Raw genomic sequence first — 25,145 nt, forward strand, 5'->3', positions numbered from 1 at the left:
TGATCGAGCGGCCGCGTTTGATGGAGCGATATTGGCCGGTGATCGCTCTGCCAACAATTGCAGCAATAGTTTCGATTTAATTGCCAATATTGCAATTATAGGGTCGGATCGCTTGGGCGAACAGAAGTCGCCCAAGCGAGGGCACGATCAGACTGCCCAGCAAGAGCAGCCAAGAGCGCCGAAGAAACCCTTGAGGTCGGCGATCGGAAGTTTCGAGGTCCAGGCTCCCGCATGGTCGTGACCATGCACGCCGCAATCGCTGGCGCAGCCACAGGTCGAGATAGCCGTGCGCCTTAGAGAACGCGCGCCAGCACCTTCCGGCTCGCCCCATGCCGCATATCCGCCGAACTTGCGGACTGGAGACCAGTCGGGCATTGCAGGCGGCACGTCGTTCTCGTCGAGCGTTTTGAAGTCACCCGCTCCATAGACGATTTTGCCGCCAACCATGGTCAGCTCCGATACCAGGAACGAGATCTCGTCTTCGGCGCAGGAGAAGAAGTCCTTGTCGGGAACGACAAGGTCGGCGAACTGGCCTTTCTCGATACGGCCTTTCTTGCCTTCTTCATTCGAAAACCATGTGACTTTTTCAGTCCACATCCGCAGAGCCGTCTCGCGATCAAGGCAGTTGGCACGCGGATAGAGTTGCATGCCACCAACCGTCTTGCCGGTCACCATCCAGGACAACGAGACCCAGGGGTTGTAGGAGGCGACGCGGGTCGCATCCGTGCCGGCGGAAACGTTGACGCCCTTGTCGAGCATCTTTCGGATCGGTGGGGTCGCTTCGGCAACGCCTTGGCCATATCGCTCGACAAAATATTCGCCCTGATAGGCCATGCGATGCTGGGTTGCGATGCCGCCACCAAGGGCCGCAATGCGGTCGATGGACCGGTCCGAGATGGTTTCCGCATGGTCGAAGAACCAGTTCAAACCTTCAAGCGGAATGTCCTTGTTGACCTTCTCGAAGACATCAAGCGAACGGGAGATTGTCTCGTCATACGTGGCGTGCATGCGCCATGGCCAACGGTTCTCGGCCAGAACGCGCACCACTTCTTCAAGTTCGCCTTCCATTTCCGGCGCCATTTCCGGACGTGGCTGGCGAAAGTCCTCGAAGTCCGCCGCGGAGAAGACCAGCATTTCGCCGGCACCGTTGTGACGGAAATAGTCGTTGCCCTGCTTGTATTTGACCGAAGACGTCCAGTTGAGAAAGTCTTGCTTTTCTTCCTTGGGCTTCTGGGTAAAGAGATTATAGGCCAGACGCACCGTCATCTGGTTCTCGTCAGAGAGTTTTTGAATGACCTCGTAGTCATCAGGGTAGTTCTGGAAGCCACCGCCTGCATCAATCACACCCGTTACGCCAAGACGATTGAGCTCACGCATGAAATGGCGGGTGGAGTTGACCTGATAGTCGAGAGGCAGTTTGGGTCCCTTGGCAAGGGTGGAATAGAGAATGCCGGCATTAGGCTTGGCCAGCAACAGACCAGTCGGATTGCCGTTGGCATCACGGGTGATTTCGCCACCGGGTGGATTGGGCGTATCGCGGGTGTAACCGACGGCGCGCAGTGCAGCACCGTTCAAGAGCGCGCGGTCATAGAGGTGCAGCAGAAATACTGGGGTATCTGGCGCGACCGCGTTGATCTCCTCAATCGTCGGCAGACGCTTCTCCGCAAACTGGTGTTCGGTGAAGCCGCCGACAACACGCACCCATTGCGGGGCTGGCGTTATCGCCACCTGGCGCTTGAGCATGTCCATTGCATCTGCCAGCGAGCGCACGCCGTCCCAGCGCAATTCCATATTGTAGTTTAGCCCGCCACGCACAACGTGGGTATGGTTATCGATGAGGCCGGGCAGGACGCGCTTGCCCTTGAGATCGACGATCCTGGTGTTGGAACCAGCAAGGGACATGACCTCGCTGTCCGAACCGACTTCAAGAAACAGTCCATCCTTGATGGCGACCGCGGTCGCGTTTGGATTGGTGCGGTCAAGGGTCGTGAAACGACCGTTATGGAGGATCAGGTCTGGGTGCATGGTATCTATTCCGGTCTGGTTGGGATCGGCGGCATTGGCCTTTGAGAAGAGGTTCGAAAACGCCAGGCTCGAGGCCGCTCCAAGGAAGGTTCGGCGCGTCGTCATCAGCTCCGCTCCTCCAAATTGGTTTGCGAACGATGGGCAATCTCCGGAGAATTTCCGCCCTTCGGCATGTGACCGAACATGTGGGGCTTCACCTGCTGGAGCCAGGAAACCGCTGCCGGCTCCTTGCTCCAGAGCGATTTGGCGAGCGGGATGATCTGCTCACCGACGAGAATGCCGAGCAGGCCGACAAGCGCGATAACCGGCGGAGCAGGCGAACGCACGTTGAGCAGGCTGTAGACGATGCCGACCAGCAGACCCGCGCCAAGAGACAGAAGATAGATTTTCATGAGAGTCATCCTCGTTAAAACGGACAACCGCTCCGATGCGTCACCGGAGCGGTTGATCTGGCTTACTTCGCGGGGTTCGGGCCGATGCGCTTCCCATGGCTGACGCGTTCGGCACCGCCGTGGACGTGGGTGACTGCGTAATCGATGCCCATGCCGTAAGCGCCGGAATGCTCCTTCACAAGTGTGGTGACCGCATCGTAGGTTTCCTTGCGAGCCCAGTCGCGCTGCCATTCGAGCAAGACCTGCTGCCAGGTGACGGGTATGACGCCAGCCTGCACCATGCGGTCCATTGCATATTTGTGCGCATCGGAAGAGGTGCCGCCGGAAGCGTCGGCGACCATGTAGATTTCGTACTCCGGAACGTCATGCAAAGCAGAGAGTGCAAAGGTCGTGTTGCAGACTTCGGTCCACAGACCGGAGACGACAATCTTCTTGCGGCCGTTGGCAGCATTCTTTGCCAGCGCATCGCGTACGTTCTGATCATCCCAGGAGTTCATCGAGGTGCGTTCAAGGATGTCATTCTGCGGATAGACGGCCAAAAGTTCGGGGAAGGTGTTGCCGGAGAAGCTCTCGGTCTCAACCGTGGTAATCGTGGTTGGCACGTTGAAAATCTTGGCAGCCTTGGCCAAGCCAACAACGTTGTTCTTCAGGGTCTGGCGGTCGATAGACTGAACGCCGAATGCCATCTGCGGCTGCTGATCGATGAAAATGAGCTGGCTGTTGGCGGGGGTAAGAACTTCAAGCTTGGACATGTCAATTCCTCTTCGGTTGTTTTGGACCGCGAATGCGGCCGGTTATGAAATGAGCAGGACCTTTCGGTCGGATGCCGTGCCCAGGGACAGAGCTTCCAATACCGTCGGGAGGTTGAAACCGATGCTTTCTGTCGCTTGCTGCCTCGGCTGCTGATAGAAAAGGTAGCGCGACTTGCGACCCCGTAGAATTGCAATATTAATTGCGAATGAATTGCTTTTATCGCAACAATAATCTCGCGATCCGGCTGAGCTGCGGACTTCGCACGGGGCTGCGATACGCGGCCACGCGTTCCGAAAACTTCTGAAGGAAATTTGATGCGCAGAGTCGGCGTTGAAGACCTCTGCAGCGTCCTTGGTTTCGCTGTTCGGTGGGAAGCGATTTGGCTGAATTTGCTCTGCGCGGCACTGCCAGTGAACAACGGTTGCGCGGTGTGGGAGCCGCGTAATGCTTGGCAGTCTGCCGTTAAGTATTGACGCGACAAGATGGCGGGTCACCGTTGGCATTGACGCCCCATATCGCGATCACGTCGCCTTATACTTGATCTGAACAACCGTTATTCCAAATTGCAGGTGGGTTCGTGCGACCAAGGAGCCAAGCCTGTCACAGCCTACTCCCATTCGGGATAGAGCCACGGGCTCACATCAGCCGTGGGATATCGTCAAAGGAGAACGTGGAGAAGCCCGCCGTTGTGGAGTAACTATCCATGGATATGGATAAAGCTATCCGGACGTGGCGGTACCCTCGTCGTAGGCAGAAAACACGCCCGCAACCCAGTCTGCAAATACCCGATACTTCACGCTCGGAAACCGGCCCGCTGGCCTAACTATGTGAACAGGATAACGTGGTGGCGCCCAATCTTGCAGGATGGGGACCAGTGCGCCGCGAGCGATGTGGGCGCGTGCCAAGAATTCAAATGTCTGTCCAATACCCAGCCCCGCCAATATTCCATGCAAATGCGCAGTCGCATCACTGGTGGAGAGCTTGATGGGGCTATAGATTTCTATTTTCTCGTCACCATTCATCAATCGCACTGGTGCGGCCTTCAGGCTCCGCGCGAAAAAGTACTGAACGAAAACATGATCACGCTGCAGATCCGATGGCGAAGCTGGCACGCCGTATTTTTCGAGGTACGCCGGGGTGGCGCAGGTTACTATCTCGACGCTGCATAGTTTCTTCGCAACAAGAGATGCGCTGGGCAGATCTCCGGCACGAATGACGCAATCTATTCCCTCTTCAACGATGTCGGCCTGACGTTCTGTCACACCAAGGTGCAACTCGATCTCTGGATAGAGCGCGTAAAACTCTGGCAACCGAGGGATCAGAATCGTATTAGCGAAGGTCCCTCCTACGTCAACACGAAGTTTTCCCCTGGTGGCAAGGCGCCCGCGGGTCGCCTCGTTGTTCATTTCATCGAAATCGGCGATCAGCCGGAGGGCGCGCTCGTAATAAGCAACGCCCTCGGGTGTCACCGTGAGTGAACGTGTCGTTCGTTCCAGCAATTTGAGGCTCAAGCTGGCCTCAAGATCCTGAACAAGCTTGCTCACGGTGGACCGTGGCGCACCCATCGTGCTGGCAGCCTTTGCAAAGGATCCGGCCTCGACGACGCGAACAAAGGCTCTGATTGCTCCCAATTGATCCATTGGCATTTCTCCATAGAAGCCCGATCAGTTGCCACAGACACCAGTGAGCGGGGGTTGTTAGGCAGTCAGCGGCTCGAGATTTGCCTGGATCTGGTCACGGAACGCTTCATACCGGCTCGGCAACTTAAGCGCCTCGCCCAGATGTGCCGTGTCCTCGTCCCGGTCAAACCCCGGCTCGTTCGTGGCAATCTCGAACAACACGCCGCCTGGTGTGCGGAAGTAGATTGCCCAGAAATAATCGCGGTCAATGACGGGCGTAACCTGATAACCCGTGTCCATCAGTGCCTTGCGAACTTCGAGTTGCTTTTCGCGGTTTTCGACGGCAAAGGCGATATGGTGAACCGAACCGGCGCCCTGACGGGCAAACGACGTTTTCGGCAGTGCTGCGACATCAATCGTATCGGCGCCGTTTCCATTGGGAATGATAAAGCGGGTCACGTCACCTTCCTTCTCGGCGCGTTGATACCCCATGAAACCCAGAAGCTCTTCTGTCGCGGCAGTATCGTGCAGGCTGAACCGGGCGCCGGCAAAACCGCGGATAGCTGCATCGCCCGGAATGCCGTCCGCCAGCCACGGCGCGCGGTTGTCATCGGCAGATTCAATCAGCGCCAGACTGTCGCCGTCCGGACCCATGAATTGAAGTCTGTTGGCGCCAAAGACGGTGTCAGTTTTCAAGCCATCGACACCGTGTGCGGTAAACCGATCCTGCCAGAATTTCAATGCGCCCTTTGGCACGGAGAACTGGGTTTCCCCGACCTCACCAACACCGGGACGACCCAGCATCATGTTCGGGAACGGGAAGTAGGTCATGACGGTGCCTGCGGAGCCGTTCTCGTCACCATAATAAAGGTGGTAGACGTTCGGGTCGTCGAAGTTAACGGTCTGCTTGACGCGACGCAGGCCCAGTGTGTCGGTGAAGAAGCGATTGTTCTGACGCGCATCCGAAGCCATTGAGGTTACGTGATGCAGTCCCTTGATATCCTTGATCATGTCCTTGCCTTTCAATGTCGCCGTTAGTGTTTGGCTGTTGACGAATATCTAGGCCGATTGATCACGCCAGAGAATTGCAATATTCATTTCGACTGCGTTGCTCTTTTTGAAACAATCCCAATGAACGATTACAAAGCTCTGCGAACCTTCCTCCTTGCGGCCGAAAAGCGAAATTTCGCCCAGGTTGCCCGCGAACTCGACATGACGCCGGCTGCAGTCACAAGGGCTATTGCCGCACTTGAAGCCGAACTCGGCGTTCAGCTGTTTGTCCGTACGACCCGGCAAGTGTCGCTGACAACAGACGGTGCGATCTTCGCCGCCCAGATTCAGCCGGCGGTGAAGACACTTGAAGAAGCGCGCCGCGACGTGATGAACGCTCACAAATCCGACGAAGGGCGTCTCAGGATCAGTGCGCCGACGTGGTTTGGCAAGGCGGTGCTCCCACCGATCCTCTCCGGCTTCAAAGAGCGGTACCCGAAGATGGGCTTCGAGATATCACTGTCCGACGGACTGGTGAATATCGTTGATGATGACTACGATCTGGCGATCCGCATCTCGTCTCAGCCATCGGACAAGTTCACGATATGGAGGAAAATCCGCGTCGTGCCGCGCATTCTGGTTGCGGCACCGGGAAGCCGGTTTGTCGAGATGCAGCATCCGAACGAGTTGACGCCAGACGATTGCCTCGCCTATAGCGGCGAAAGCCGGCGAGAGAACTGGGTGCTCTCGGACGGCGGCTCGAGCATGACGATATCGGCAGGGCGCGCCTTCAGCGCCAATAATGGTGAGGTTCTGGCCGACATGGCCGCAGATGGAGCAGGCGTTGCCATGCTGCCGAACTTTCATGTCTCGGAACACCTCAAGAGTGGGCGCCTCGTGCATGTCTTCAAGGGCTGGGCCCCACCCGATCTGTGGTTGACCCTTTACTACCCGCCCTATCAGGCTCTGCCTCCCCGCATTGCATCCTTCTCCAAATTCTTCGAGGAGCAGGTTGCGGCGCAGATGGTCATGCTTGATTGATATCCCGGACTGTCCCGCCACAGCGTCCTTGCTGTGCGGAGATCTCGGCCGCGACCCGCGCCTGTAACTGCCAGAGGTTTCGATCGCGAATGCCCTCTGCCTGAAGATCGACGATCGTGTTGTGCAGATACTGGGCGCAGGAACCGCCCTCTCCGCAGGCGCTGGCGATCAGTTTTGCCGTCGTTTCCACCGGTAGCGGCGCCGTCAGACCCGCGCGCTTTGTGCTCGCCCAGAATGTCAGAGCCTTCTGGATGCCGTCAGGCGTTTTGACCTTTACCCAGCGCACCATGTCGATGACTTCCCGATACCTGATTTCGCGGGCGACGAGAGCTCGAAGGTCGTCACGCCGCCGCTCGGACGAGAGTTGCAGGATGACGCCGTCGCACTGTCCACCACGCTCAAGCGCCATCATCAGACCTGGCTGTGCGCTCGTTGCCCGCCAGCGCTCGATTTTCAGGGAAAACGAACGATGCCAGCCATGGGCGGTGGCACGTCGCCTGCCGGCTGGCTTGAACTCAGGATTCCAGATCAGGGAACCGTATGCAAACACCCAGATTGGATCGCTATCGGCTTCACGCTCGATAGCGGCAACCAGAGCGTCAAGTTCTGTTTCAGATAACGGCGTCCAGCCCGGCTCTGGGCCGTCGTCACGGACGTCTCTGATGGTCAGGGCTACAAGCTCGGGCGTCAACTGCATCGTCGTCTCGATCGGTAGTACGGCAAGGATTGCATCAGTGGCCGTGGCAGGTTCCGCCACGGCCACCTCTTATCGTCAGGATCGAATGAATGCCAGAAGATCGGCGTTCAGCACATCGGCATTCACGGTCAGCATGCCATGCGAGAAGCCGGGATAGGTCTTCAGCGAACCATTCTTCAGCAGCTTGGCGGACTTCAGTGCAGAATCCGCGATTGGAACGATCTGATCGTCTTCGCCGTGGAGAACGAGCGTCGGCACCGTGATTGCCTTCAGATCTTCCGTCTGGTCGGTTTCGGAGAAGGCCTTGATGCCATCATAGTGCGCCTTTGCACCGCCCATCATGCCCTGGCGCCACCAATTCTGTATTACGCCTTCCTGAACCTTGGCGCCATCGCGGTTAAAACCGTAGAACGGGCCGGCCGGGACATCGCGGAAGAATTGCGCCCGATTGGCCGCCAGCGCCGAACGGAAGCCGTCGAACACTTCGATCGGCAGGCCTTCGGGATTGGCTGCGGTCTTCAGCATCAGCGGCGGGACTGCCGATACCAGAACGGCCTTGGCGACACGACCGGCCGGCTGACCAAACTTCGCCACATAGCGTGCCACTTCGCCACCGCCGGTGGAATGGCCGATATGCACGGCATTTTTCAGATCCAGCGCTTCGACGACAGCGAAAGCGTCGGCGGCATAGTGGTCCATATCATGCCCTTCGGAGACCTGGGCAGAGCGTCCGTGGCCACGGCGATCATGGGCAACGACCCGGTAACCGTTGGCGAGGAAGAACAGCATCTGGGCATCCCAGTCGTCAGACGATAACGGCCAGCCGTGATGAAATACGATGGGCTGAGCATCCTTGGAGCCCCAATCCTTGTAGAATATTTCGACGCCGTCCTTGGTGGTGATAGTACCCATGGTCTTGTTTCCTTCGATTGATGTGTTGGTGGGGGCAGCGTTTGCTGCGAAGGTGAATACGGGTGAAATGGCCATCGCCGCTGCGGCTGCACCAACTGAAAGCAGTGCGCCACGGCGCGTTATGGAAAAGTCGTTCTGGGTCATCTCACGTCCTGCAAATGTATGGTTTCGTGTTTCAGGCGACGCCGTTGCTCGTCTGATGCGTGGATATTGCTACCAAGTCGCGGGCACAACAATTGAACTAATAATTCATAGTTTGTTGTGAAATTCGAAATAATACGTTCCGGTCGTTATCGGGACAGTGCGGATTGTCCCGATAACGCGGAATCTATCATTTCTGCTTTGCCGAGACGGCCTTGGCGGCAGCATCGATGGTATCAGCGACGACCGTCGGCTGCGTCATGAACAGGGCGTGGCTTGCTGAGACCTTGGTGATCTTGGCTTTGATGCGTTCGGCCATATGGATCAGCATTGCCTGGTCGAATGCCTTGTCCTCGGTAGCGATCACAGCCCAGCTGGGCTTGGTGCGCCAGGCAGCATGTTCGAGCTTCGTGCCGAACGCCGACATGTTGATCGGGACCTGAGCGTCCCTCATGAACGCAACATCGGCATCGCTAACGTCATGAGCAAAACCAGCCTTGAACTTTGCCGGGCTGACATATCCAAAACCATCCTTCGTGGTTTCGATGACGAATTCCGATGCGGGAGCAAACCCCTGATATTGCTGGGCTGTCGTTTCGCCGGCATCTGGTGAGAGCGCAGAGACATAGACGAGGCCAGCAACCTTTTCATCAACGCCCGCTTCTGTAATGACCGTGCCGCCCCAGGAATGTCCGACCAGAATGACCGGACCGTCCTGCCGCTCGAGAGCACGCTTTGTGGCGGCAACGTCGTCCGCCAGAGAGGTCAGGGGATTCTGGACGATGGTCACGCGGTAACCACGCTTTGTGAGATTGTCGTAGACACCCTTCCAGCCAGAGCCGTCAGCAAAAGCGCCATGGACAAGCACGACGTTTTTTACGGACTGGTTCTGGGAAATGGTGTCGGCAGCGTTTGCCGGCAGTGCGGCAGACAATGCGGCGGTGGCAATTGCAGAAAGGGCGGTTGCGGACTTGCGTGTCATGGCTTCTTCCTTTTTGTTTTGCGATAACTGTTATCGCGATACACATAAGCTGACAGATGCTGACCCTTCCGTCAAGATAATTCTTATCGCGATATTTATTTTTGCCATATGATTGGCTATATGTATGTGTGAAGGAGCCTAGAATGACCATACGTCACAACAATCCACCGCCTTTGCACGACCAGCTGTGCTACGCAATTTATACTGCCGGCATTGCCATCCAGCGCGCTTACAAGCCCCTTCTGGATGAGCTGGGGCTGACGTACCCGCAATATCTCGTGCTAAACGTGCTTTGGAGCGGAGATGAGCAAACCGTTGGCGCCATTGCAAACGCCCTCGCATTGGAATCGAGCACACTGACGCCGCTCTTGAAGCGCCTTGAGACAGCCGGCTTGTTGCGCAGGACCAGAAACCTCAGCAATGAGCGGCAGGTGGTCATCGCTTTGACCGAGGAAGGCCGCGCATTGCAGCACAGGGCGGGCTGCCTCAGCGACACCTTGCTTGCAGCTTCAATGCAAACTCCAAAGGAGCTGGCCGATCTGAACCACGACGTCCGCCATCTCCGCGACGCGATCTATTCACAGATCGGCGGGTGGGACGCGCCCGCCTGATCTGCAGGCGCATCTCGGAACCTACGCTGTCGGCACCGTCCCCCCATCAATTGTGTATTCGGTACCAGTAATCGAAGCCGCACGGTCGGAAGCGAGGAAGGCGATCAGGTTTGCGACCTCTTCCGGTTTTGCCGGGCGGCCGAGCGGAATGCCGCCCAGTCCATCCATGATGATCTTCTTGCCACCCTCAAGGTCAGTTCCGGCCTGCTTCGCCAGGCGCTCTGCAAGGTGGACGGAGGCTTCCGTTTCGATCCAGCCCGGCGAAACCCGAACGACACGCACACCTTTGGGCGACACTTCCTTCGACATCGCCTTGCTATAGGTCGAAAGTGCCGCTTTTGCTGCGGCATAGGCTGTTGTCGATTCCGGAAGTGGCAGGACTCTCTGGATGGATGTCACATGCACGACGACGCCGCTTCCCCGGGCGACCATATCCGGGACCAGTTGCCGATCCAGCCGGACAGCCGGATAAAGGTTAAGCGACATTTCCTTGTGCCAGTCATCCTCCGACAGGGCAGAAAAGCCGCCCCCCGATGCTGAGGAGCCACCCAGCATATGGACGATGACATCGACGCCGCCAAGGCGCCGCCGCGTGGCCTCTGCGACGATTTCACATCCCTCTTCGGTGCTCAGGTCCGCATCGACGAACAATTCTTCCGGCATGTTTTCCGGACGGGCACGCGCTGTCGTCAGCACCTTTGCGCCTAGTTCGCGAAACAGGCTGACGGTCGCAGCGCCAGCACCCTTGGTTCCAGCCGTAATGAGTGCGCGTTTGCCTTTCAGATTGAGAAAGTCGATCATGACCGGATCTCCAGCCTGACGATCCTGTCGTCCTTGATCGTGAAGGCATGGATTAGCATCACCGGACTACCGGGAAACTTGCCACTCACCCTCGCCCGCACGAGTACCTTGTCACCGTCAACCGTGGTTTCCACAGGTTCGGCAACGTATTGAGCCGAACTCTTGGCGGCCACCCACCATTGACGGATGGCGGCAGTGCCCTGATAGCGGGCATTCTCGTCCTCGACCACCGCATCGACATCAAGCGTTTGCAACAGCCCGTCGGCATCGTTGCGGGTGTCGGCGTCAAAATACATATTCACAACTTGGGGCATATCCATCTTATTTCTCCTTGTGAGGTGCCCCTAAGTTAGTGCTCTACCATTGCATGGATAAGTGGGATAAATATGCACGTGATGTTGAACAGATCGGGATAATGGAACAGTTAAACCTTAGGGAACTCGAAGCAGTCATCGCGATCGCCAGGCGCGGGACGTTTCGCGCAGCGGCTATCGATCTCGGTATGTCCACAACTGCGCTCAGCCACACCATCGGCAGGCTTGAGGCGGGGCTCGGCGTACGATTGTTCAATCGCACCACGCGCAGCGTCTCGCTGACAGATGCCGGCAGGCTCTTTGTACAGCAGGTTGCGCCTTCGCTTCAGGACCTTCATGCCGCTCTGGAAACGGTTCGCTCACAACGCGAGACACCGTCTGGAACGATACGCATCAATGCGGCACCGTTTGCAGCACGCGCCATCATCTCACCGCTCGTGCTTGAGTTCCTGCGTCGCTATCCCGAGATGAATGTCGATCTGGTCACGGAAGGAAAAATGGTTGATATCGTCAATGACGGTTTTGATCTGGGCGTCAGGGTGGCAGGTCTCGTTCCCAGCGACATGATTGCCGTTTCGCTCGGCCGGCCCCAGCGACACGCTGTTGTTGGTTCTCCGGACTATTTCGCACAACATCCTAAACCCGTGGTTCCTCCGGATCTTCTCAATCACAGATGCATTCGCGTTCGCTTGCCGGACGGCTCACTGTTTCGATGGCGGTTTGAAAAAGACGACGAGCCGGTGCAAATCGATGTGCGAGGCCCGATCACACTTGATGAAGCGGGCCTTGTGAGGACTTCGGTGCTGGAAGGTACCGGCCTGGGCTATACCATGGAAGAGGAAGTGCTCCCCGACATCAAAGCGGGGCGCCTTGTCCGGGTGCTGGAGGACTGGACACCACCGTATCCGGGGCTCTGCCTGTATTATCCCGGGCGCCGCAATCTGTCGGCTGGAGTGAAAGCGTTTCTTGATCTGGCCCGCGAGCTTTCGCGACGAGCTGCTGACTAACCCGCTGACCCCGCATTTGTAGTGGCGGCCCTTTGGGGAGCCGCCACATACGTCTTGGGATGGGGAAACAATCAAGCCTTGATGAAGGCCAACAGGTCTGGATTGATCACGTCGGCATGCGTGGTCAGCATCCCGTGCGGGAAGCCCTTGTAGATCTTCATCGTGCTGTTCTTGATCAGTTTGGCCTGAAGCTCCACGGCGGCCTTGTAGGGAACGACCTGGTCGTCATCACCCTGGGTCACCAGCGTGGGAACGGTAATCGCCTTCAAGTCTTCGGTCTGATCTGTCTCCGAAAACGCCTTGATACCTTCATAGTGCGCCACGGCGCTGCCCATCATCCCCTGGCGCCACCAATTGTCGATCACACCCTGCGAAACTTTCGCATCCGGCCGGTTGAAACCATAAAATGGGCCCGACGCAACATCGAGGAAGAACTGCGCGCGATTGGCTGCCAGGGCGCTACGGAACCCATCGAAGACTTCCATCGGCGTGCCATCAGGATTGCCTGCGGTTTTCAGCATCAGCGGCGGAACGGCGCTGACGAGGATTGCCTTTGCCACGCGTCCCTGTGGCTGACCATGCCGTGCGACGTACCGAGCGACTTCGCCGCCGCCTGTGGAGTGACCGATATGAACGGCATTGCGCAGGTCAAGATATTCGGCGACGGCGGAGGCATCGGCAGCGTAATGATCCATGTCGTGACCATTGCTCACCTGGCTGGAGCGTCCATGGCCGCGGCGGTCATGGGCCACAACACGATATCCCTTGCTGAGGAAGAACAGCATCTGGGCATCCCAGTCGTCTGACGACAGCGGCCAGCCATGGTGGAAGACGATCGGCTGTGCATCCTTCGGACCCCAGTCCTTGAAGAAGATCTCTACGCCGTCTTTGGTGGTGACGAAATTCGTGGTCATCGATGCAATTCCTTCTGGGTTACGGGAAATTTTCTTTTCGGAAGCCATCGCCGGCATGGCCAAGGCCAGAGAAACCGTGGTGCCGGCCAACAGGACCTGCCGACGGGACAGTGAAAGTTCGTTGATCATGGGCCTCTCCGAAATTTCGCGCGCTCATTCGGCGCCGCGGGTGCTTTCGAACAGGAACCAGGCACGGCGCTCTGCCTCATCCACCCAGTTTTCGATCAGGCTGGCGGTTGCGATGTCGCCATGGTCTTCACAAAGATTGTGTGTCGCCTTCATCAGCGAGACGAGTGTGAGGTTATCGTCGCGAAGCTCGGCCAGCATATCCGCCGGGGTCACGAAATCGGCGTCGTTGTCGAGAAGCCGCTGCAACCTGGAAATATGGCTGATCGAACGAAGTGTGGTGCCGCCGATCTTGCGGGCTCGCTCGGCAATGTCATCCGTCATGGCGAAGATCTGCTCGCCCTGCTCGTCCAGCATCAGGTGGTAATCACGGAAATGCGGACCGCTCATATGCCAGTGAAAATTCTTCGTCTTGAGATAAAGCGCGAAGACATCGGCCAGCAGCGCCGTCAACGCGCCGGAAATATCGGCGGTTGCGTTCGTGCCAAGGGCAGTCGGTGTTGCAAGAGGCGACTTGCGATGTTTTTCAGCGAGGGTGCGGTTCATGGTAATCTCCATTGGGTTTGGGTTTGGGTTTGGATTTGGATTTCAGGGTTTCAGAGCTGTGCAACGATCAGCGGATCGTCGATATCGACAGGAAGAGGCAGGAGGGCTTGCTCGGAAAGGCCCAACTGGCTAGCGATCACATTGCGTGAATAACCGGCCGCCGCTGCTCGGTAACCGATATCTTGTGGCGCGCTGTGACTGAAGAAAATCAGGATATGCAGTGTGCCACTGCCGGCGTTTTCGATGTGATGCGGGTAAGCCGGCGGCACGAAATAGGCGTCACCCGGATGGATCGAATAAGTGTCAGCGCTTCCATCGGGATCAAGGACTGTCATCTGACCGGTCCCTTCGAGCACATAGCCCATTTCGGCGGTCTCGGGGTGCCAGTGCGGTTCGCGCAGGCCAATCTCGCTGATGCGGACAGAAAACATCGAAAGACCATCGAGAGCAGACCAAGCCGGAGCCTGCGCGGTCCTTGCAGAGCCCGCCGGCGACGATACGTGCGGCGCTGACTCCTCGACACGGAATTTGAGCCTGTTTGGATGAAGCGCCTGCTTTTCAATGGCTGGCTGGGCCTGCAGGTCGAATATCTCTGTGTTTGCGTTCAGCCTGCCAAAACTCGGCGGCTTTTGCGGTTGCCACTCGAATGTGCTCAGCAGCACGGCGTCGGACATCACGTCGAAGGCGCCAGACAGGCTGAAATCTTCCGGATCCTCGTTCGAAAAGGCAAGGATGAACTCCGCCTCCGTCTCACCGGTATTTTCAATTGCGTGAACCATGCCTGACGGAACGAAGAACATTTCGCCAATGCCGATAAGAAAGACATCGCGGCTGCCATGATTGCCGACGACAGTCACCAGTGCCTGGCCGCGGACACAGTAGCCTAGTTCATTGGCATTCGCATGCCAGTGAGGCTCCCTGATCGCGTGTGCCGTGAGCACCAGCCTGCGTATTGAAAGGCCTTTGAGGATTGGCAGTTGATCGCGACCAAGGCGCATGATCGATCCCGCCGGGCTTTCGAAGGCTGCAGGCCGGTCCTTGAGAGAAAGAACATGTTTTGAAATCTGCATCTTCAGCTCCTGCCCACATCGTTTGTTTGACGAGATGGTTGTAGGCGAGGATCTGGTCGCGCGGTATCCAATGCTTGGTTAGTCGGACTGACACCTAAGTATAGTGGCTCGCCTGCCGAACCGAGGCTACAAATTCAGGCCCTCCACTGAAGAGATGCTGGATGCCAATGCACCCTGAATTTTCAAGCGCGCCCTTTCACATGGATGTCGCGATCCATCTGAGGCCATCCCAGTCCTGGAATGGCCTTTCTTTTTTGCGCGGTTATGAGATTGAGTTTGCATAGGAATATTGGAATTGCCATTTGCGTTTTGGCAGCAGGGATGGCTTGATAATGCGGTCGATCTCAACGTGGGAAATCTCCTTGCATTCGCTGGTCCTGGTAAACCCGGAAAGACGGCTGCCGGCGCGCTTTGAACTTTGCGTGCTCGTCTGCGCATTTTTGCTCGCAGCGCTGATCTTCTATCTCGATACCTATACCGACATTCACAGCGCGCTTGCCACGCTCTATGTCATCACCTTGCTTCTGTCGGCAGAAACCCTGACAGAAAAAGGAACGATGCTGGTGACCGGTATCTGTATCAGTCTGGCGGCAGTCTCGTATCTTGCAGCTCATGGGCTGCAAACCGACCTCGCCGCAACCCTACGCCTGGCGGTCGCGGTTGCTGCAATGTTGATCACCTGCGCCTTGATCATCCGCAATCAGCGCGCGCGCCTCAATCTTGTGAAATTCAATGCCGCCCTGCAGAGCAGCGAAGAGCGCTACCGGACGATTTTCGAGCAAAGCCGCGTTGCACTTTGGGAGCGCGACTATTCGCAGGTCCGCGCCATGCTGATGGCGTTGAAAGCAGATGGTGTCAAAGACCTTAGTGCTCACGCTCGGGAGAACCCGGATTTTCTGGAGCAATGCATCGTCAGCGTCCCTACCGTTGCCGCCAACGCGGCGGCACTTGAATTGCTGGGTCATGTGGGCAACAACAATCCCGGCGCCATGCGCCGCTATATTGCCCAGGACGACGCCACCTTTCTCGATCTCATCGCGGCAATTTTCAACAACGAGACGCATTTCGAAGGCAAGGGCAGCATCATCACCAGCGATGGCACCAGCAAATTTGTGCTGCTGACCGTTGGCTTTCCTGAAGATCCTGCCAATTTCAACCGTGTCATTGTCGGTATGTTCGACATTACGGAACGGGAACTCGCCCAGAAAGCACTGTTCGAGGCCCAGGCGGAATTGGCATTGGCGTCGCGCGCGGCAACCGTCGGTGCGTTATCTGCCTCGCTCGCGCACGAACTCAATCAGCCGCTCGGCGCCTTGGTGGTCAACGCCCAGACCCTGCAGCGCTGGCTGGATCGCGACCCGCCGGATCTGGCAGCCGTTTCCCGCTCAGCTGAGCGCATCGCTCGTGACAGCCAGCGTGCCAGCGACATCATTCAGAGCGCAAGATCAATGCTTGGTAACCGCCCGCCCGATATCGAGTCGGTTTCGCTGGCCGATCTCGTCACGGAGACACGCGCGCTGATGGAGAGCGAGCTGGTCAGAAATGGGGTCATTGTTGAAATAGCTGAAGCAAGCGATGTGCCCACCGTCAACGCTGTGCGGATAGAGCTGCAGCAAGTCTTGATCAACCTGATCACCAATTCCCTTCACGCCATGGCCGAAACCCCGGAAGCGATGCGGCGGATATCGGTAACGATCGAGCCTGGGGATGGTCAAAGCGTGATCATCAAGGTTCTCGACACAGGTCCCGGGCTCAGTCCGGACGTTCTCAAAAACCTGTTCAAACCATTCTGCACGACCAAACCAACCGGGCTTGGCATGGGCCTTGCCATCTGCCGCAGCATGCTCGAAGCCCGCGGCGGCACGCTGTCTGCCAGCAATCACATCAATGGTGGCGCATTGTTCGAAATGATCGTCCCGATGGAGGCAACCCATGAATGATGCGAGAAAGTCCGGCAAACCGCCGAACGGCGATACGCCGGTTGTCTACGTCGTCGATGACGATACTGCGATACGCGAGGCTTTGGTCGATCTGTTCCTGTCAATTCGAACAGAAGCAAAATCCTTTGAAAGCGCCCAGGACCTGCTCGAAAATGCCGATCTGGACCGACCTGGCTGCATTCTTCTCGACGTTCGCCTGCCCGGTGCGAACGGCCTTGATTTTCAGCTCCACCTGGAAAAACTCGGCAACCGAATGCCGATCATCTTCATGACGGGTCACGGTGATATACCAATGACAGTCCGTGCCATGAAAGCAGGCGCCATCGACTTCCTGACCAAACCTTTTCGGGACCAGGACATCCTCGACGCCGTCTCGGTCGCTTTTCAGAAAGATCGGGAAATGCGCCAGCAATCTGCTGCAAATGGCGCCGTCGTGGAACTGGCCAAGACATTGACCCGCCGCGAGCATGAGGTCATGACGGCTGTCGTGCAAGGCCTGATGAACAAGCAGATTGCGTTCAACCTCGGGATCAGCGAGATCACGGTCAAGCTGCATCGCGGCAATGTCATGCGCAAAATGGAGGCGCGCTCCGTAGCCGAACTGGTGCGCAAGGCGGAACTGCTAGGCCTTTGAGGCCAAAACCTAGACCCTTGTATGGTGCAATGTTGTGTCTCGATGGCGCATATAGAAGCCAGTTGATTTTAAGAGGCAAGGCCCAATCAAATTGTCCAAAACACCTGTCATAGCCATCGTTGACGACGATCGGTCGATCCGCGAAGCCCTTGACGATCTCGTTTTGTCCTGCGGTTACGAGAGCCGGCTGTTTTCGTCTGCGGAAGACTTTCTGGCCCGCGGTGATCGCGTCGCGATCGACTGCATGCTGGTCGACGTTAAAATGCCAGGCTTAAGCGGCATCCAGATGCAGGACGTGTTAAACTCGCGTGGTGATCAAAAGCCGCCGATGATCTTCATGACATCCTATTGCGACGAGCGAACGAGAGCAGCGGCAATGGATGGCGGTGCATTCGCATTCCTTGGGAAGCCAGTCGATTTCAACCAGCTTATACTGTGTCTTGAAGAAGCACTGAAGCACTGAAATTTCCAACACGTTCAGGAGTGGAACCATGTCTGATCAATGCTCGCACCTGCCGACGATCCGATCGGTCAAGCCCATGACGCTTGGCTGCGAGGAATGTCTCGAAACTGGCCAGATATGGCTTCATTTGAGGCTCTGCCGCGAATGTGGTCATGTCGGCTGCTGCGATCAGTCCCCCGGCCGCCACGCGACCGCGCATTTCCACACCACCCGCCACCCCATCATCGAGGGCTATGACCCGCCGGAAGGCTGGGGCTGGTGTTATGTGGACGAAACCATGGTGGACCTGCCTGATCAGACACCGCAACGCGGGCCGATACCGCGATATTACTGAAACTTCGCCGAAAAATCGGCGGTGACCTGCGGACGACATTTCCAGCTGGAGGTAACAGATGGCAGATCTCAGCGCGCGCCTGGACCAGATGTTTCCGGTGCTCAACCCCCATCAGGTCGAGACGGCCAAGCGTTTTGCCAGCGGCGAGCCAAAATATTTCGCTCGTGGTGACTTCGTCTACAAGGTAGGAGACCACGCAGCGCCCGCCTGGCTGGTGCTGAAGGGATCGATGGACGTGTTTCGCCACGAAGGTCTTTCCGGCGAGGCGCCGATCACGACGCATGGAGCAGGCCAGTTGTCTGGCGAAGTCAACCAGCTGTCGGGTCGACCGACACTTGCCGGGGCCCGCGCCGGGTCCGAGGGCTGCACGGCCATTCCCTTTGATGCCGCCCATTTGCGGGCCTTGGTGATCGGATCGGCCGATGTCGGCGAAATCATCATGCGCGCCTTCATCCTGCGCCGCGTCGGTCTGATCGATGCAGGCGCAGGTTCTGTTCTGATTGGAACCGCTGGCAATGCCGCGCTCTCGCGTCTGCAAGGATTTCTAGCCCGCAATGCCTTTCCCCACATCGTACTTGATGCTGCCATGGAGGGTGAAGGTAAGGCGCTGATCGAACGCCTGGGTATTCTCGCCTCCGACCTTCCGCTAATGGTCTGCCCCAACGGCACCGTGCTCAAGAAACCGACAGATGCGGAGGCCGCAGCATGTCTCGGCATGACGCCGGACCTCAAGCCCGGAAAGCTCTATGACGTAGCTGTTGTCGGCGCTGGACCGGCGGGCCTTGCCACCGCCGTCTATGCCGCTTCGGAAGGGCTCGACGTCCTTGTCATCGATGAACACTCGATTGGGGGGCAGGCCGGCGCTTCGTCTCGGATCGAAAACTATCTCGGCTTCCCGACGGGCATATCCGGACAGGCGTTGGCGGGACGTGCCTACAATCAGGCTCTCAAGTTCGGGGCGGAAATGGTTCTTCCCGTCGCTGTCAAAAATCTGATCCCTCCGAAAGATGACGCAGGTGTGCTGGCGCTCGAACTCGACGGTGGAAAATCGGTGACGGCCCGCAGTGTCGTCATCGCATCCGGCGCTCGCTACAGGCGACCGGACATCACCAACATTGACGGTTTCGAGGGCAACGGCGTTTCCTATTGGGCCTCGCCGATCGAGGCAAAACTTTGCGCCGGCGAAGAGATCGTCCTGGTTGGCGGCGGCAATTCGGCAGGCCAGGCCATCGTTTTTCTGGCGCCTCAGGTCAAGACACTTCATCTGGTCGTGCGGCGCGCACTCGAAGATACGATGTCGCAATATCTGATCGACCGTATCAAGGCCCTGCCGAACGTCCAACTGCACATGCATTGCGAAGTGGACGCGATCAATGGCGATAACGCCACTGGCATCTCCTCCGCAAGACTGCGCAACCGCCTGGATGGAAGCGTGAACACCTTGCCGCTTCATCATTTCTTCCTTTTTATCGGCGCGGATCCGAACGCTGGCTGGATCAGCAGCCGGGTGCAAACCGATGACAAGGGCTTCATCGTCACTGGGCAATCCTTCGATGAGCATTGTCGTTTTTCCCGCAAGCCATTGCCCCTCGAAACCAGCCTGCCGAATGTCTTTGCCATCGGGGATGTCCGTGCCGGATCGACCAAGCGGGTCGCGGCAGCAGTGGGGGAAGGTGCCGCCGTCGTCTCGCAAATCCACGCCGCACTAAGCCTGATAAAGCCCCCAAACTGAAGCATCCGACCTTTCTCAAAATCAAAAACCCGCTGGCAGAAGCCAGCGGGTTAAAAATATCGTTCTTGAGTACCGTGACAGACAGCCGGTCGATACTCAGATAGCCGACGCACCGAGTTGCCGGCCATAAGCAACGATTTCTCGGCCAACCGCGATGCGCTCATCCTCGAACCGCTGCAAGGCACTGGGAAGGTCAACCTCGGACTCCAGGCTGTCGCTCAACGCCATGACATCGCCCGCTGCCTTCGACACGCCCATCGCGGTGTGCGGACGCGCGACAAAGGCGGCGTCGCCGATGAGGACGACCGAACGGCCCGTCATGCGGGGCGACTCGTAGTCGAAAATGCCCTGGATAGAGGGGCTTGGCTCCGCCTCGACCGCCTGGGCGAATTGCGGCGGAAGCATCTGCAGCGCATCGACGCGCAACGCCTCCAGATGGTCGCTCGACAAGCCACCACGCGGCAGCGAAAATGCATGCGTTCGCCCATCTAGATCGGTGAACGTGTGGGCAAGTTCGCTTGCTGGCACTTTGCGATACCAGACCCAGTTATATCGGCGATTGCCGATGTCCATTTCGCCCTTCGAGCCCGGGACAAGGTAACCGAGCGCATGTACGCCGGGCCTGACATGAAAGGCAAACCGGTCGAGAAGCAGATTAGCTGCCGTTGGAAGCCTCGTTTCCGGGATCAATCCACGCCATGCGACATAGCCGGAATAGCGGTTTTGCGTGTCTCCGAGATTGACCGCTGCGCGCACCACCGAACCAAGGCCATCGGCACCGATAACCAGATCGACATTCACCCGCGTGCCGTCACCAAAAATCAGCTCCGCGCCACTCTCGCCATCCAGCACTTTGACGACATCCCGACCCAGCACATAGCTTCCTGAAGCGATGCGAGAAGCGACAGTTTCGAACAGGTAGTCCCAGGAGATCTGGGTCTGGGGCGCCTTAACGGTCTGGGCGATAACGCCATCCTGATCGAGATAGATGCGTTCCTTAGCCACCACGCCGATACGGGCGACATGCTCGCAGCCAATCAGCCGGAGAATGTGCAGCAGGTCCCTCTGACCGACGAGGCCCGCTCCCCGACCTGCAAGACCGCTCTTCGATCGCTCGTAGATGCGGACATCGTGGCCAGCCTGTTGTAACATGATGCCAGCGAAGAGGCCGGCAAGCGAACCGCCGACGATTCCTATGCGTAGTTTTTCCATCGTTCCGCCCTCAGTTTCCGACAACCGTCAGCGAATGCCGGCGATGATGAAATATTTTAACCGCGAAGGCTGCGAGGCCAAACGCCGCGCCGAGAAGGCTGACGACGAGCCAGTCGCCCTGCCCCCAGGCCAGTGTCGCCATCGCCGAACCTGTGGCACCCCCCAGAAACATTCCAGTCATGAAGACCGTGTTGAGACGGCTACGCGCATCGGCATCCAGGGCATAAATGATGTGCTGGTTAGAAATCAGCGCGCTCTGTATGCCGAAATCAAGCACGATGACGCCCACAACCAAGGAAGCGATCGATGCCCAGAGGCCGAAGATAAGCCAGGCGGCGATCGTCAATCCGGCGCCCATCCAGACCACGAAATGCGGTCCCCGTCTGTCGGCAACAACTCCTGCCAGAGGCGCTGCAAATATGCCGACCGCACCGACGATCCCAAACAGACCCGCGACATCCGCACCGAGCTGAAATTCTGGCCCCGCCAGATAGAGAGCGAGGATGGTCCAGAAGGCCGTGAACGACGCGAACAGAAACGCCTGGATGATGGTCGCTGCCCTCAAGGCCGGGTGGCGTTTCCATAGCTGGCCGAGCGACCGGAGCGCCTGATGATATCGCAAAGTCGAGGTTGGCCGATGATGCGGCAGGACCGCAAACATGAGGCCCGCGGCGAGCAGGGCAAGCGGTACGCCGATCCAGAACATTTCCCGCCAGCCGGCGTGTTCGCCCACAAAGCCCGAGAGGGTGCGGCTGAACAATATGCCCGACAATACGCCTGCCATAACGGTGCCGATTGTGGCGCCGCGCTTTTCCGGCGCGGCCAGCGATGCCGCAAAGGGCACGATTTGCTGGGCGACTGTCGAGCATGCTCCAACCATGACCGATGCTGCAACCAGCATCCAGGCCGTCGGCGCCAGTGCAGCCAGCGCAAGCGCGGCGGCAAGCACCACGAATTGCCCGATGATCATCCGGCGGCGATTAACGAGGTCGCCGAGCGGCAGTAAAAGGAACAACCCCAGTGCGTAACCGAGTTGCGTTGCGGTGGGCACCATGCCGGTGACTGGCTGCCGACTGAAATCCGCCTCGATGAGCCCGAGCATCGGCTGATTGTAGTAGATGTTTGCGACGGCAATACCGCCCGCGACGGCCATGGCCAGAAGCGCCACTTGTCCGATCGCATCATTGTGGGTGGCGCTTGCCGCCCCGGCTTGCATCTGTCCTGTCTTTTCCATGATACTGTTCCACCGCCAATCTTGATCTGGGCAAAATATGCTCAATCTCGTTGGCCGCACATTCGATAGACGTCTACCTGGACCTATACATCGGTCTAGGTTCGTACTGATGCGTTCGATGCTAGATTTATTGAAACACGCTGAAGGGAGACTGTGATGAGCGAGAAGCGGCCGGATGGGATAGAGCATTATACAGCGCCAGCAGGTGGCTGGGGCGCACTAAAAGCCGTTGCCAAAACCCTTGCTCACCAGCAGATCATCGCCGAGGGCGCGGCGACATTGTTAAAGGCAAACCAGCCCGAAGGCTTCGATTGTCCCGGCTGCGCCTGGCCCGATCCGAAGCACACAAGTTCGTTTGAGTTCTGCGAGAACGGAGCAAAAGCGATCACCTGGGAATCGACGGCCAAGCGGGTTGGCCCCGATTTCTTTGCCGCTCATTCGGTGACTGATCTCTGGCAATGGACCGACCACAAGCTTGAAGATCAGGGGCGCCTGACGCATCCGCTGATCTATGATCATGCCAGTGACCGCTACGTGCCGATCGAATGGGATGCCGCATTCGCGCGTATTGCCTCGGAGTTGAACGCCCTTCCCAGCCCTCATATGGCCGAGTTCTACACGTCCGGTCGTGCCTCCAACGAAGCGGCGTTTCTCTTTCAGCTCTTCGTTCGCGCCTATGGCACCAACAATTTCCCCGACTGTTCCAACATGTGCCACGAAGCCACCAGCGTCGGTCTGCCCCTGTCGATCGGTGTCGGCAAGGGCACTGTAACGCTGGAGGATTTCGATCATGCCGACGCGATCTTTTCGTTCGGGCACAATCCCGGCACCAACCATCCGCGCATGATGACGACATTACATGAGGCCTCCCGCAGGGGTGTGCCGATCGTCGTCTTTAATCCACTCAAGGAGCGGGCGCTGGAGCGGTTTGCAGCCCCGCAGGATCCGATCGAAATGGCGACGATGTCATCCACGCCGATCGCGTCTGCCTATCATCAGGTTCGTACCGGCGGCGATCTTGCCGCACTCAAGGGCATGATGAAGCGCATCTTCGAGCGGGACGCGGCCGATATCGAAGCTGGCGGACCCGGCGTCATCGACCGCGATTTCATCGCGGCGCATACGATTGGCCTCGAAGCCCTGCAAGCCGATATCGAACAGACTCAATGGTCGGAAATTATCGAGAAATCCGGCCTGTCACTGGAAGCGCTCGATAGCGCCGTGGATGTCTACCTCAAGGCGAAAAACGTCATTCTCTGTTATGGCATGGGCATCACACAGCATGCCCATGGCACGGCCAATGTGCAGCAACTCGCCAATTTCCTGATGCTGCGCGGCAATATAGGCCGGCCAGGCGCCGGTATCTGTCCCCTGCGCGGCCATTCCAACGTTCAGGGCGATCGGACCGTCGGCATCACTGAAATTCCCAACGAGGCTCTTCTTGCTGGCATGGAGAAAGCCTTCGGTTTCCGCCCGTCTGGTGAAAAGGGCCATAATGCCGTGGAGGCAATCGAGGCCATCATTGAGGGCAGGTCGAAAGCGTTGGTGTGTCTTGGTGGCAATCTTGCTGTCGCCATGTCCGATCCTGAAGCGACGTTCGCGGGCATGCGGAAACTCGATATGGCCGTTCATCTTGCGACAAAGCTCAATCGCTCGCATCTGCTGCTGGCAAAGACATCGATCCTCCTGCCGGTTCTGGGCCGAACGGATCTGGATATTCAGGCGACAGGGCGCCAATCCGTCACGGTAGAGGATTCCATGTCGATGGTGCACGCGTCGCGCGGTTTCCTCAAACCGCCAAGCGATGAGTTGCGCTCGGAACCCTGGATCGTTGCCGGCATGGCCAAGGCGACGCTAGGTAACCGGCACGACATCGACTGGGACGGCATGGCCGGCGACTATGAGCAGATCCGCGACAAGATCGAAATCGTATTTCCCGATTTTCATGATTTCAATACGCGCGTGAAAACGCCCGGAGGCTTCCGGCTCACTGTCGCGGCTTCTGATCGTGTGTGGAATACGCCGTCCGGCAAGGCCGAATTTCTCGTCGCACCGGGCCTTGATGAGGACACACGCTTGCACGACCCCGAAGCCCTTTTGCTGACCACCTTGCGCAGTCATGACCAGTACAACACCACCATATACAGCCTCGACGACCGCTACCGTGGTGTCTACGGTCGCCGCGACGTCATCTTCATGAACCAGCGGGACCTTGAAACGCGGGGACTAAGAGACGGAGACCTCATCGATGTCGAAGCAATTTGCGGGAGTGGCGCCAAAACCGCTACCGGATTTACCGCCGTTGCCTACAATATTCCGCCCGGCTCGGTAGCAGGTTATTACCCCGAAATGAACCAGGTCATTGCCCTCGCAGACTACGACAGGAAATCCGGGACCCCAGCATATAAGGGCGTTCCAGTGAGGATACGCCGATCCACGTAACCGAGCTTTATTTTACCAAACAATCCGGGCCAGCTTCCCAGAAACAGAAGCTTCGTTGCAGCCAGCGACAAGATGTCGGCGGCGAAGGACGGAAAATTAGGTAGCCGATACGACGTGTTCCTTGTGTTGAGCGCATTATTAATGATAAGCGTCAGCAATACTCTCAATCCATGATAATATCCAACATCATGGAGACGGCGCCGTCGAAAGGGT

The 25,145-nt window shown here is 57.7% G+C and carries 24 protein-coding genes; 9 read left to right on the plus strand and 15 right to left on the minus strand.

Translation table 11 applies throughout. The features are described from left to right. Positions 1–147 precede the first annotated feature (147 nt). The 5 genes from QE432_RS02740 to QE432_RS02760 form a co-directional block, all read right to left on the minus strand. The gene (locus QE432_RS02740; protein ID WP_013762172.1) at positions 148–2,130 is read right to left on the minus strand and encodes an amidohydrolase; all 1,983 of its coding nucleotides are present in this window, start codon (positions 2,128–2,130) and stop codon (positions 148–150) included. After that, positions 2,130–2,417, minus strand: coding sequence for a XapX domain-containing protein (locus QE432_RS02745; protein WP_003519470.1), 288 nt, complete (start codon positions 2,415–2,417; stop codon positions 2,130–2,132). The genes QE432_RS02740 and QE432_RS02745 overlap by 1 nt, the downstream gene beginning before the upstream one ends. 62 nt (positions 2,418–2,479) lie before the next feature. Then, the gene (locus tag QE432_RS02750; RefSeq protein ID WP_013762171.1) at positions 2,480–3,169 is read right to left on the minus strand and encodes a hydrolase; all 690 of its coding nucleotides are present in this window, start codon (positions 3,167–3,169) and stop codon (positions 2,480–2,482) included. Positions 3,170–3,889: 720 nt separating this feature from the next. Continuing rightward, the gene (locus tag QE432_RS02755) at positions 3,890–4,810 is read right to left on the minus strand and encodes a LysR family transcriptional regulator (protein ID WP_025595162.1); all 921 of its coding nucleotides are present in this window, start codon (positions 4,808–4,810) and stop codon (positions 3,890–3,892) included. Between the two features lie 57 nt (positions 4,811–4,867). Next, the gene (locus tag QE432_RS02760; RefSeq protein ID WP_003519234.1) at positions 4,868–5,800 is read right to left on the minus strand and encodes a VOC family protein; all 933 of its coding nucleotides are present in this window, start codon (positions 5,798–5,800) and stop codon (positions 4,868–4,870) included. Positions 5,801–5,920: 120 nt separating this feature from the next. Between QE432_RS02760 and QE432_RS02765 the strand changes: the two genes are divergently transcribed. Continuing rightward, positions 5,921–6,820, plus strand: coding sequence for a LysR family transcriptional regulator (locus QE432_RS02765; RefSeq protein ID WP_306623336.1), 900 nt, complete (start codon positions 5,921–5,923; stop codon positions 6,818–6,820). Here the strand turns inward: QE432_RS02765 and QE432_RS02770 are convergent. The 3 genes from QE432_RS02770 to QE432_RS02780 form a co-directional block, all read right to left on the minus strand. After that, complete coding sequence (locus QE432_RS02770; RefSeq protein WP_025595163.1) at positions 6,807–7,517, minus strand: gamma-glutamylcyclotransferase; 711 nt, start codon at positions 7,515–7,517, stop codon at positions 6,807–6,809. The genes QE432_RS02765 and QE432_RS02770 overlap by 14 nt on opposite strands. 75 nt (positions 7,518–7,592) lie before the next feature. Beyond that, a complete protein-coding gene (locus tag QE432_RS02775) occupies positions 7,593–8,573 on the minus strand; it encodes an alpha/beta fold hydrolase (protein WP_019566822.1) in 981 nt (326 codons plus the stop codon). 187 nt (positions 8,574–8,760) lie between these two features. After that, positions 8,761–9,552 (minus strand): alpha/beta fold hydrolase, encoded by a 792-nt coding sequence (locus QE432_RS02780; RefSeq protein WP_003519240.1) that lies wholly within the window; start codon positions 9,550–9,552, stop codon positions 8,761–8,763. A gap of 143 nt (positions 9,553–9,695) precedes the next feature. Here QE432_RS02780 and QE432_RS02785 point away from each other — a divergent pair, with 143 nt between their 5' ends. Next, positions 9,696–10,163, plus strand: a complete 468-nt coding sequence (locus QE432_RS02785; RefSeq protein ID WP_003519242.1) for a MarR family winged helix-turn-helix transcriptional regulator — start codon at positions 9,696–9,698, stop codon at positions 10,161–10,163. 21 nt (positions 10,164–10,184) lie between these two features. On the opposite strand, the gene QE432_RS02790 is transcribed toward QE432_RS02785, so the two are convergent. Both QE432_RS02790 and QE432_RS02795 read right to left on the minus strand, forming a co-directional pair. Continuing rightward, positions 10,185–10,964 (minus strand): SDR family oxidoreductase, encoded by a 780-nt coding sequence (locus tag QE432_RS02790; protein ID WP_013762165.1) that lies wholly within the window; start codon positions 10,962–10,964, stop codon positions 10,185–10,187. Beyond that, complete coding sequence (locus QE432_RS02795) at positions 10,961–11,284, minus strand: nuclear transport factor 2 family protein (RefSeq protein ID WP_003519246.1); 324 nt, start codon at positions 11,282–11,284, stop codon at positions 10,961–10,963. Before QE432_RS02795 ends, QE432_RS02790 begins: the two co-directional genes overlap by 4 nt. Positions 11,285–11,331: 47 nt before the next feature. Here QE432_RS02795 and QE432_RS02800 point away from each other — a divergent pair, with 47 nt between their 5' ends. Beyond that, on the plus strand, positions 11,332–12,285 hold the full coding sequence (locus tag QE432_RS02800) for a LysR family transcriptional regulator (RefSeq protein ID WP_025595167.1): 954 nt from the start codon (positions 11,332–11,334) through the stop codon (positions 12,283–12,285). A 71-nt stretch (positions 12,286–12,356) separates the two neighbouring features. Here QE432_RS02800 and QE432_RS02805 read toward each other — a convergent pair whose 3' ends face one another. The 3 genes from QE432_RS02805 to QE432_RS02815 are packed head-to-tail and all read right to left on the minus strand — an operon-like array spanning position 12,357 to position 14,941. Further along, complete coding sequence (locus tag QE432_RS02805; protein WP_003519249.1) at positions 12,357–13,328, minus strand: alpha/beta fold hydrolase; 972 nt, start codon at positions 13,326–13,328, stop codon at positions 12,357–12,359. Positions 13,329–13,352: 24 nt separating this feature from the next. After that, positions 13,353–13,871: a Dps family protein gene (locus tag QE432_RS02810; protein ID WP_003519251.1), complete on the minus strand. Its 519-nt coding sequence runs from the start codon at positions 13,869–13,871 to the stop codon at positions 13,353–13,355. Between the two features lie 50 nt (positions 13,872–13,921). Next, positions 13,922–14,941: a cupin domain-containing protein gene (locus tag QE432_RS02815; RefSeq protein WP_003519252.1), complete on the minus strand. Its 1,020-nt coding sequence runs from the start codon at positions 14,939–14,941 to the stop codon at positions 13,922–13,924. A gap of 332 nt (positions 14,942–15,273) precedes the next feature. On the opposite strand from QE432_RS02815, the gene QE432_RS02820 reads away from it, so the two are divergent. From QE432_RS02820 to QE432_RS02840, 5 genes are all read left to right on the plus strand, one after another. Beyond that, entirely contained in the window at positions 15,274–16,881 is a 1,608-nt protein-coding gene (locus tag QE432_RS02820) for an ATP-binding protein (RefSeq protein ID WP_236768967.1), read from the plus strand. After that, positions 16,874–17,515: a response regulator transcription factor gene (locus tag QE432_RS02825; protein WP_003519256.1), complete on the plus strand. Its 642-nt coding sequence runs from the start codon at positions 16,874–16,876 to the stop codon at positions 17,513–17,515. The genes QE432_RS02820 and QE432_RS02825 overlap by 8 nt, the downstream gene beginning before the upstream one ends. Positions 17,516–17,606: 91 nt before the next feature. Then, entirely contained in the window at positions 17,607–17,978 is a 372-nt protein-coding gene (locus QE432_RS02830; RefSeq protein ID WP_003519258.1) for a response regulator transcription factor, read from the plus strand. A gap of 28 nt (positions 17,979–18,006) precedes the next feature. After that, positions 18,007–18,312 carry a UBP-type zinc finger domain-containing protein gene (locus QE432_RS02835; RefSeq protein ID WP_003519260.1) on the plus strand — a complete coding sequence of 102 codons (306 nt, stop codon included), beginning with the start codon at positions 18,007–18,009 and terminating at the stop codon, positions 18,310–18,312. Positions 18,313–18,370: 58 nt separating this feature from the next. Further along, a complete protein-coding gene (locus QE432_RS02840) occupies positions 18,371–20,044 on the plus strand; it encodes an FAD-dependent oxidoreductase (protein WP_306623339.1) in 1,674 nt (557 codons plus the stop codon). A 96-nt stretch (positions 20,045–20,140) separates the two neighbouring features. On the opposite strand, the gene QE432_RS02845 is transcribed toward QE432_RS02840, so the two are convergent. After that, positions 20,141–21,256, minus strand: a complete 1,116-nt coding sequence (locus QE432_RS02845; RefSeq protein ID WP_003519263.1) for an FAD binding domain-containing protein — start codon at positions 21,254–21,256, stop codon at positions 20,141–20,143. 10 nt (positions 21,257–21,266) lie between these two features. Then, positions 21,267–22,490: an MFS transporter gene (locus QE432_RS02850; protein ID WP_038494749.1), complete on the minus strand. Its 1,224-nt coding sequence runs from the start codon at positions 22,488–22,490 to the stop codon at positions 21,267–21,269. Positions 22,491–22,646: 156 nt separating this feature from the next. On the opposite strand from QE432_RS02850, the gene QE432_RS02855 reads away from it, so the two are divergent. Then, positions 22,647–24,932, plus strand: a complete 2,286-nt coding sequence (locus QE432_RS02855; protein WP_111802151.1) for an FdhF/YdeP family oxidoreductase — start codon at positions 22,647–22,649, stop codon at positions 24,930–24,932. The last annotated feature ends 213 nt before the right edge of the window (positions 24,933–25,145 follow it).

The organism is Agrobacterium sp. SORGH_AS_0745 (assembly GCF_030818995.1).
Lineage (GTDB): Bacteria > Pseudomonadota > Alphaproteobacteria > Rhizobiales > Rhizobiaceae > Agrobacterium > Agrobacterium tumefaciens.

What these genes read in the sequence shown, in the direction of transcription:
- QE432_RS02740 (WP_013762172.1), bottom strand. Translation starts at nt 2,130, where the DNA reads ATGACGACGCGCCGAACCTTCCTTGGAGCGGCCTCGAGCCTGGCGTTT.
- QE432_RS02745 (WP_003519470.1), bottom strand. Translation starts at nt 2,417, where the DNA reads ATGAAAATCTATCTTCTGTCTCTTGGCGCGGGTCTGCTGGTCGGCATC.
- QE432_RS02750 (WP_013762171.1), bottom strand. Translation starts at nt 3,169, where the DNA reads ATGTCCAAGCTTGAAGTTCTTACCCCCGCCAACAGCCAGCTCATTTTC.
- QE432_RS02755 (WP_025595162.1), bottom strand. Translation starts at nt 4,810, where the DNA reads ATGGATCAATTGGGAGCAATCAGAGCCTTTGTTCGCGTCGTCGAGGCC.
- QE432_RS02760 (WP_003519234.1), bottom strand. Translation starts at nt 5,800, where the DNA reads ATGATCAAGGATATCAAGGGACTGCATCACGTAACCTCAATGGCTTCG.
- QE432_RS02765 (WP_306623336.1), top strand. Translation starts at nt 5,921, where the DNA reads ATGAACGATTACAAAGCTCTGCGAACCTTCCTCCTTGCGGCCGAAAAG.
- QE432_RS02770 (WP_025595163.1), bottom strand. Translation starts at nt 7,517, where the DNA reads ATGCAGTTGACGCCCGAGCTTGTAGCCCTGACCATCAGAGACGTCCGT.
- QE432_RS02775 (WP_019566822.1), bottom strand. Translation starts at nt 8,573, where the DNA reads ATGACCCAGAACGACTTTTCCATAACGCGCCGTGGCGCACTGCTTTCA.
- QE432_RS02780 (WP_003519240.1), bottom strand. Translation starts at nt 9,552, where the DNA reads ATGACACGCAAGTCCGCAACCGCCCTTTCTGCAATTGCCACCGCCGCA.
- QE432_RS02785 (WP_003519242.1), top strand. Translation starts at nt 9,696, where the DNA reads ATGACCATACGTCACAACAATCCACCGCCTTTGCACGACCAGCTGTGC.
- QE432_RS02790 (WP_013762165.1), bottom strand. Translation starts at nt 10,964, where the DNA reads ATGATCGACTTTCTCAATCTGAAAGGCAAACGCGCACTCATTACGGCT.
- QE432_RS02795 (WP_003519246.1), bottom strand. Translation starts at nt 11,284, where the DNA reads ATGGATATGCCCCAAGTTGTGAATATGTATTTTGACGCCGACACCCGC.
- QE432_RS02800 (WP_025595167.1), top strand. Translation starts at nt 11,332, where the DNA reads ATGGATAAGTGGGATAAATATGCACGTGATGTTGAACAGATCGGGATA.
- QE432_RS02805 (WP_003519249.1), bottom strand. Translation starts at nt 13,328, where the DNA reads ATGATCAACGAACTTTCACTGTCCCGTCGGCAGGTCCTGTTGGCCGGC.
- QE432_RS02810 (WP_003519251.1), bottom strand. Translation starts at nt 13,871, where the DNA reads ATGAACCGCACCCTCGCTGAAAAACATCGCAAGTCGCCTCTTGCAACA.
- QE432_RS02815 (WP_003519252.1), bottom strand. Translation starts at nt 14,941, where the DNA reads ATGCAGATTTCAAAACATGTTCTTTCTCTCAAGGACCGGCCTGCAGCC.
- QE432_RS02820 (WP_236768967.1), top strand. Translation starts at nt 15,274, where the DNA reads ATGCGGTCGATCTCAACGTGGGAAATCTCCTTGCATTCGCTGGTCCTG.
- QE432_RS02825 (WP_003519256.1), top strand. Translation starts at nt 16,874, where the DNA reads ATGAATGATGCGAGAAAGTCCGGCAAACCGCCGAACGGCGATACGCCG.
- QE432_RS02835 (WP_003519260.1), top strand. Translation starts at nt 18,007, where the DNA reads ATGTCTGATCAATGCTCGCACCTGCCGACGATCCGATCGGTCAAGCCC.
- QE432_RS02840 (WP_306623339.1), top strand. Translation starts at nt 18,371, where the DNA reads ATGGCAGATCTCAGCGCGCGCCTGGACCAGATGTTTCCGGTGCTCAAC.
- QE432_RS02845 (WP_003519263.1), bottom strand. Translation starts at nt 21,256, where the DNA reads ATGGAAAAACTACGCATAGGAATCGTCGGCGGTTCGCTTGCCGGCCTC.
- QE432_RS02850 (WP_038494749.1), bottom strand. Translation starts at nt 22,490, where the DNA reads ATGGAAAAGACAGGACAGATGCAAGCCGGGGCGGCAAGCGCCACCCAC.
- QE432_RS02855 (WP_111802151.1), top strand. Translation starts at nt 22,647, where the DNA reads ATGAGCGAGAAGCGGCCGGATGGGATAGAGCATTATACAGCGCCAGCA.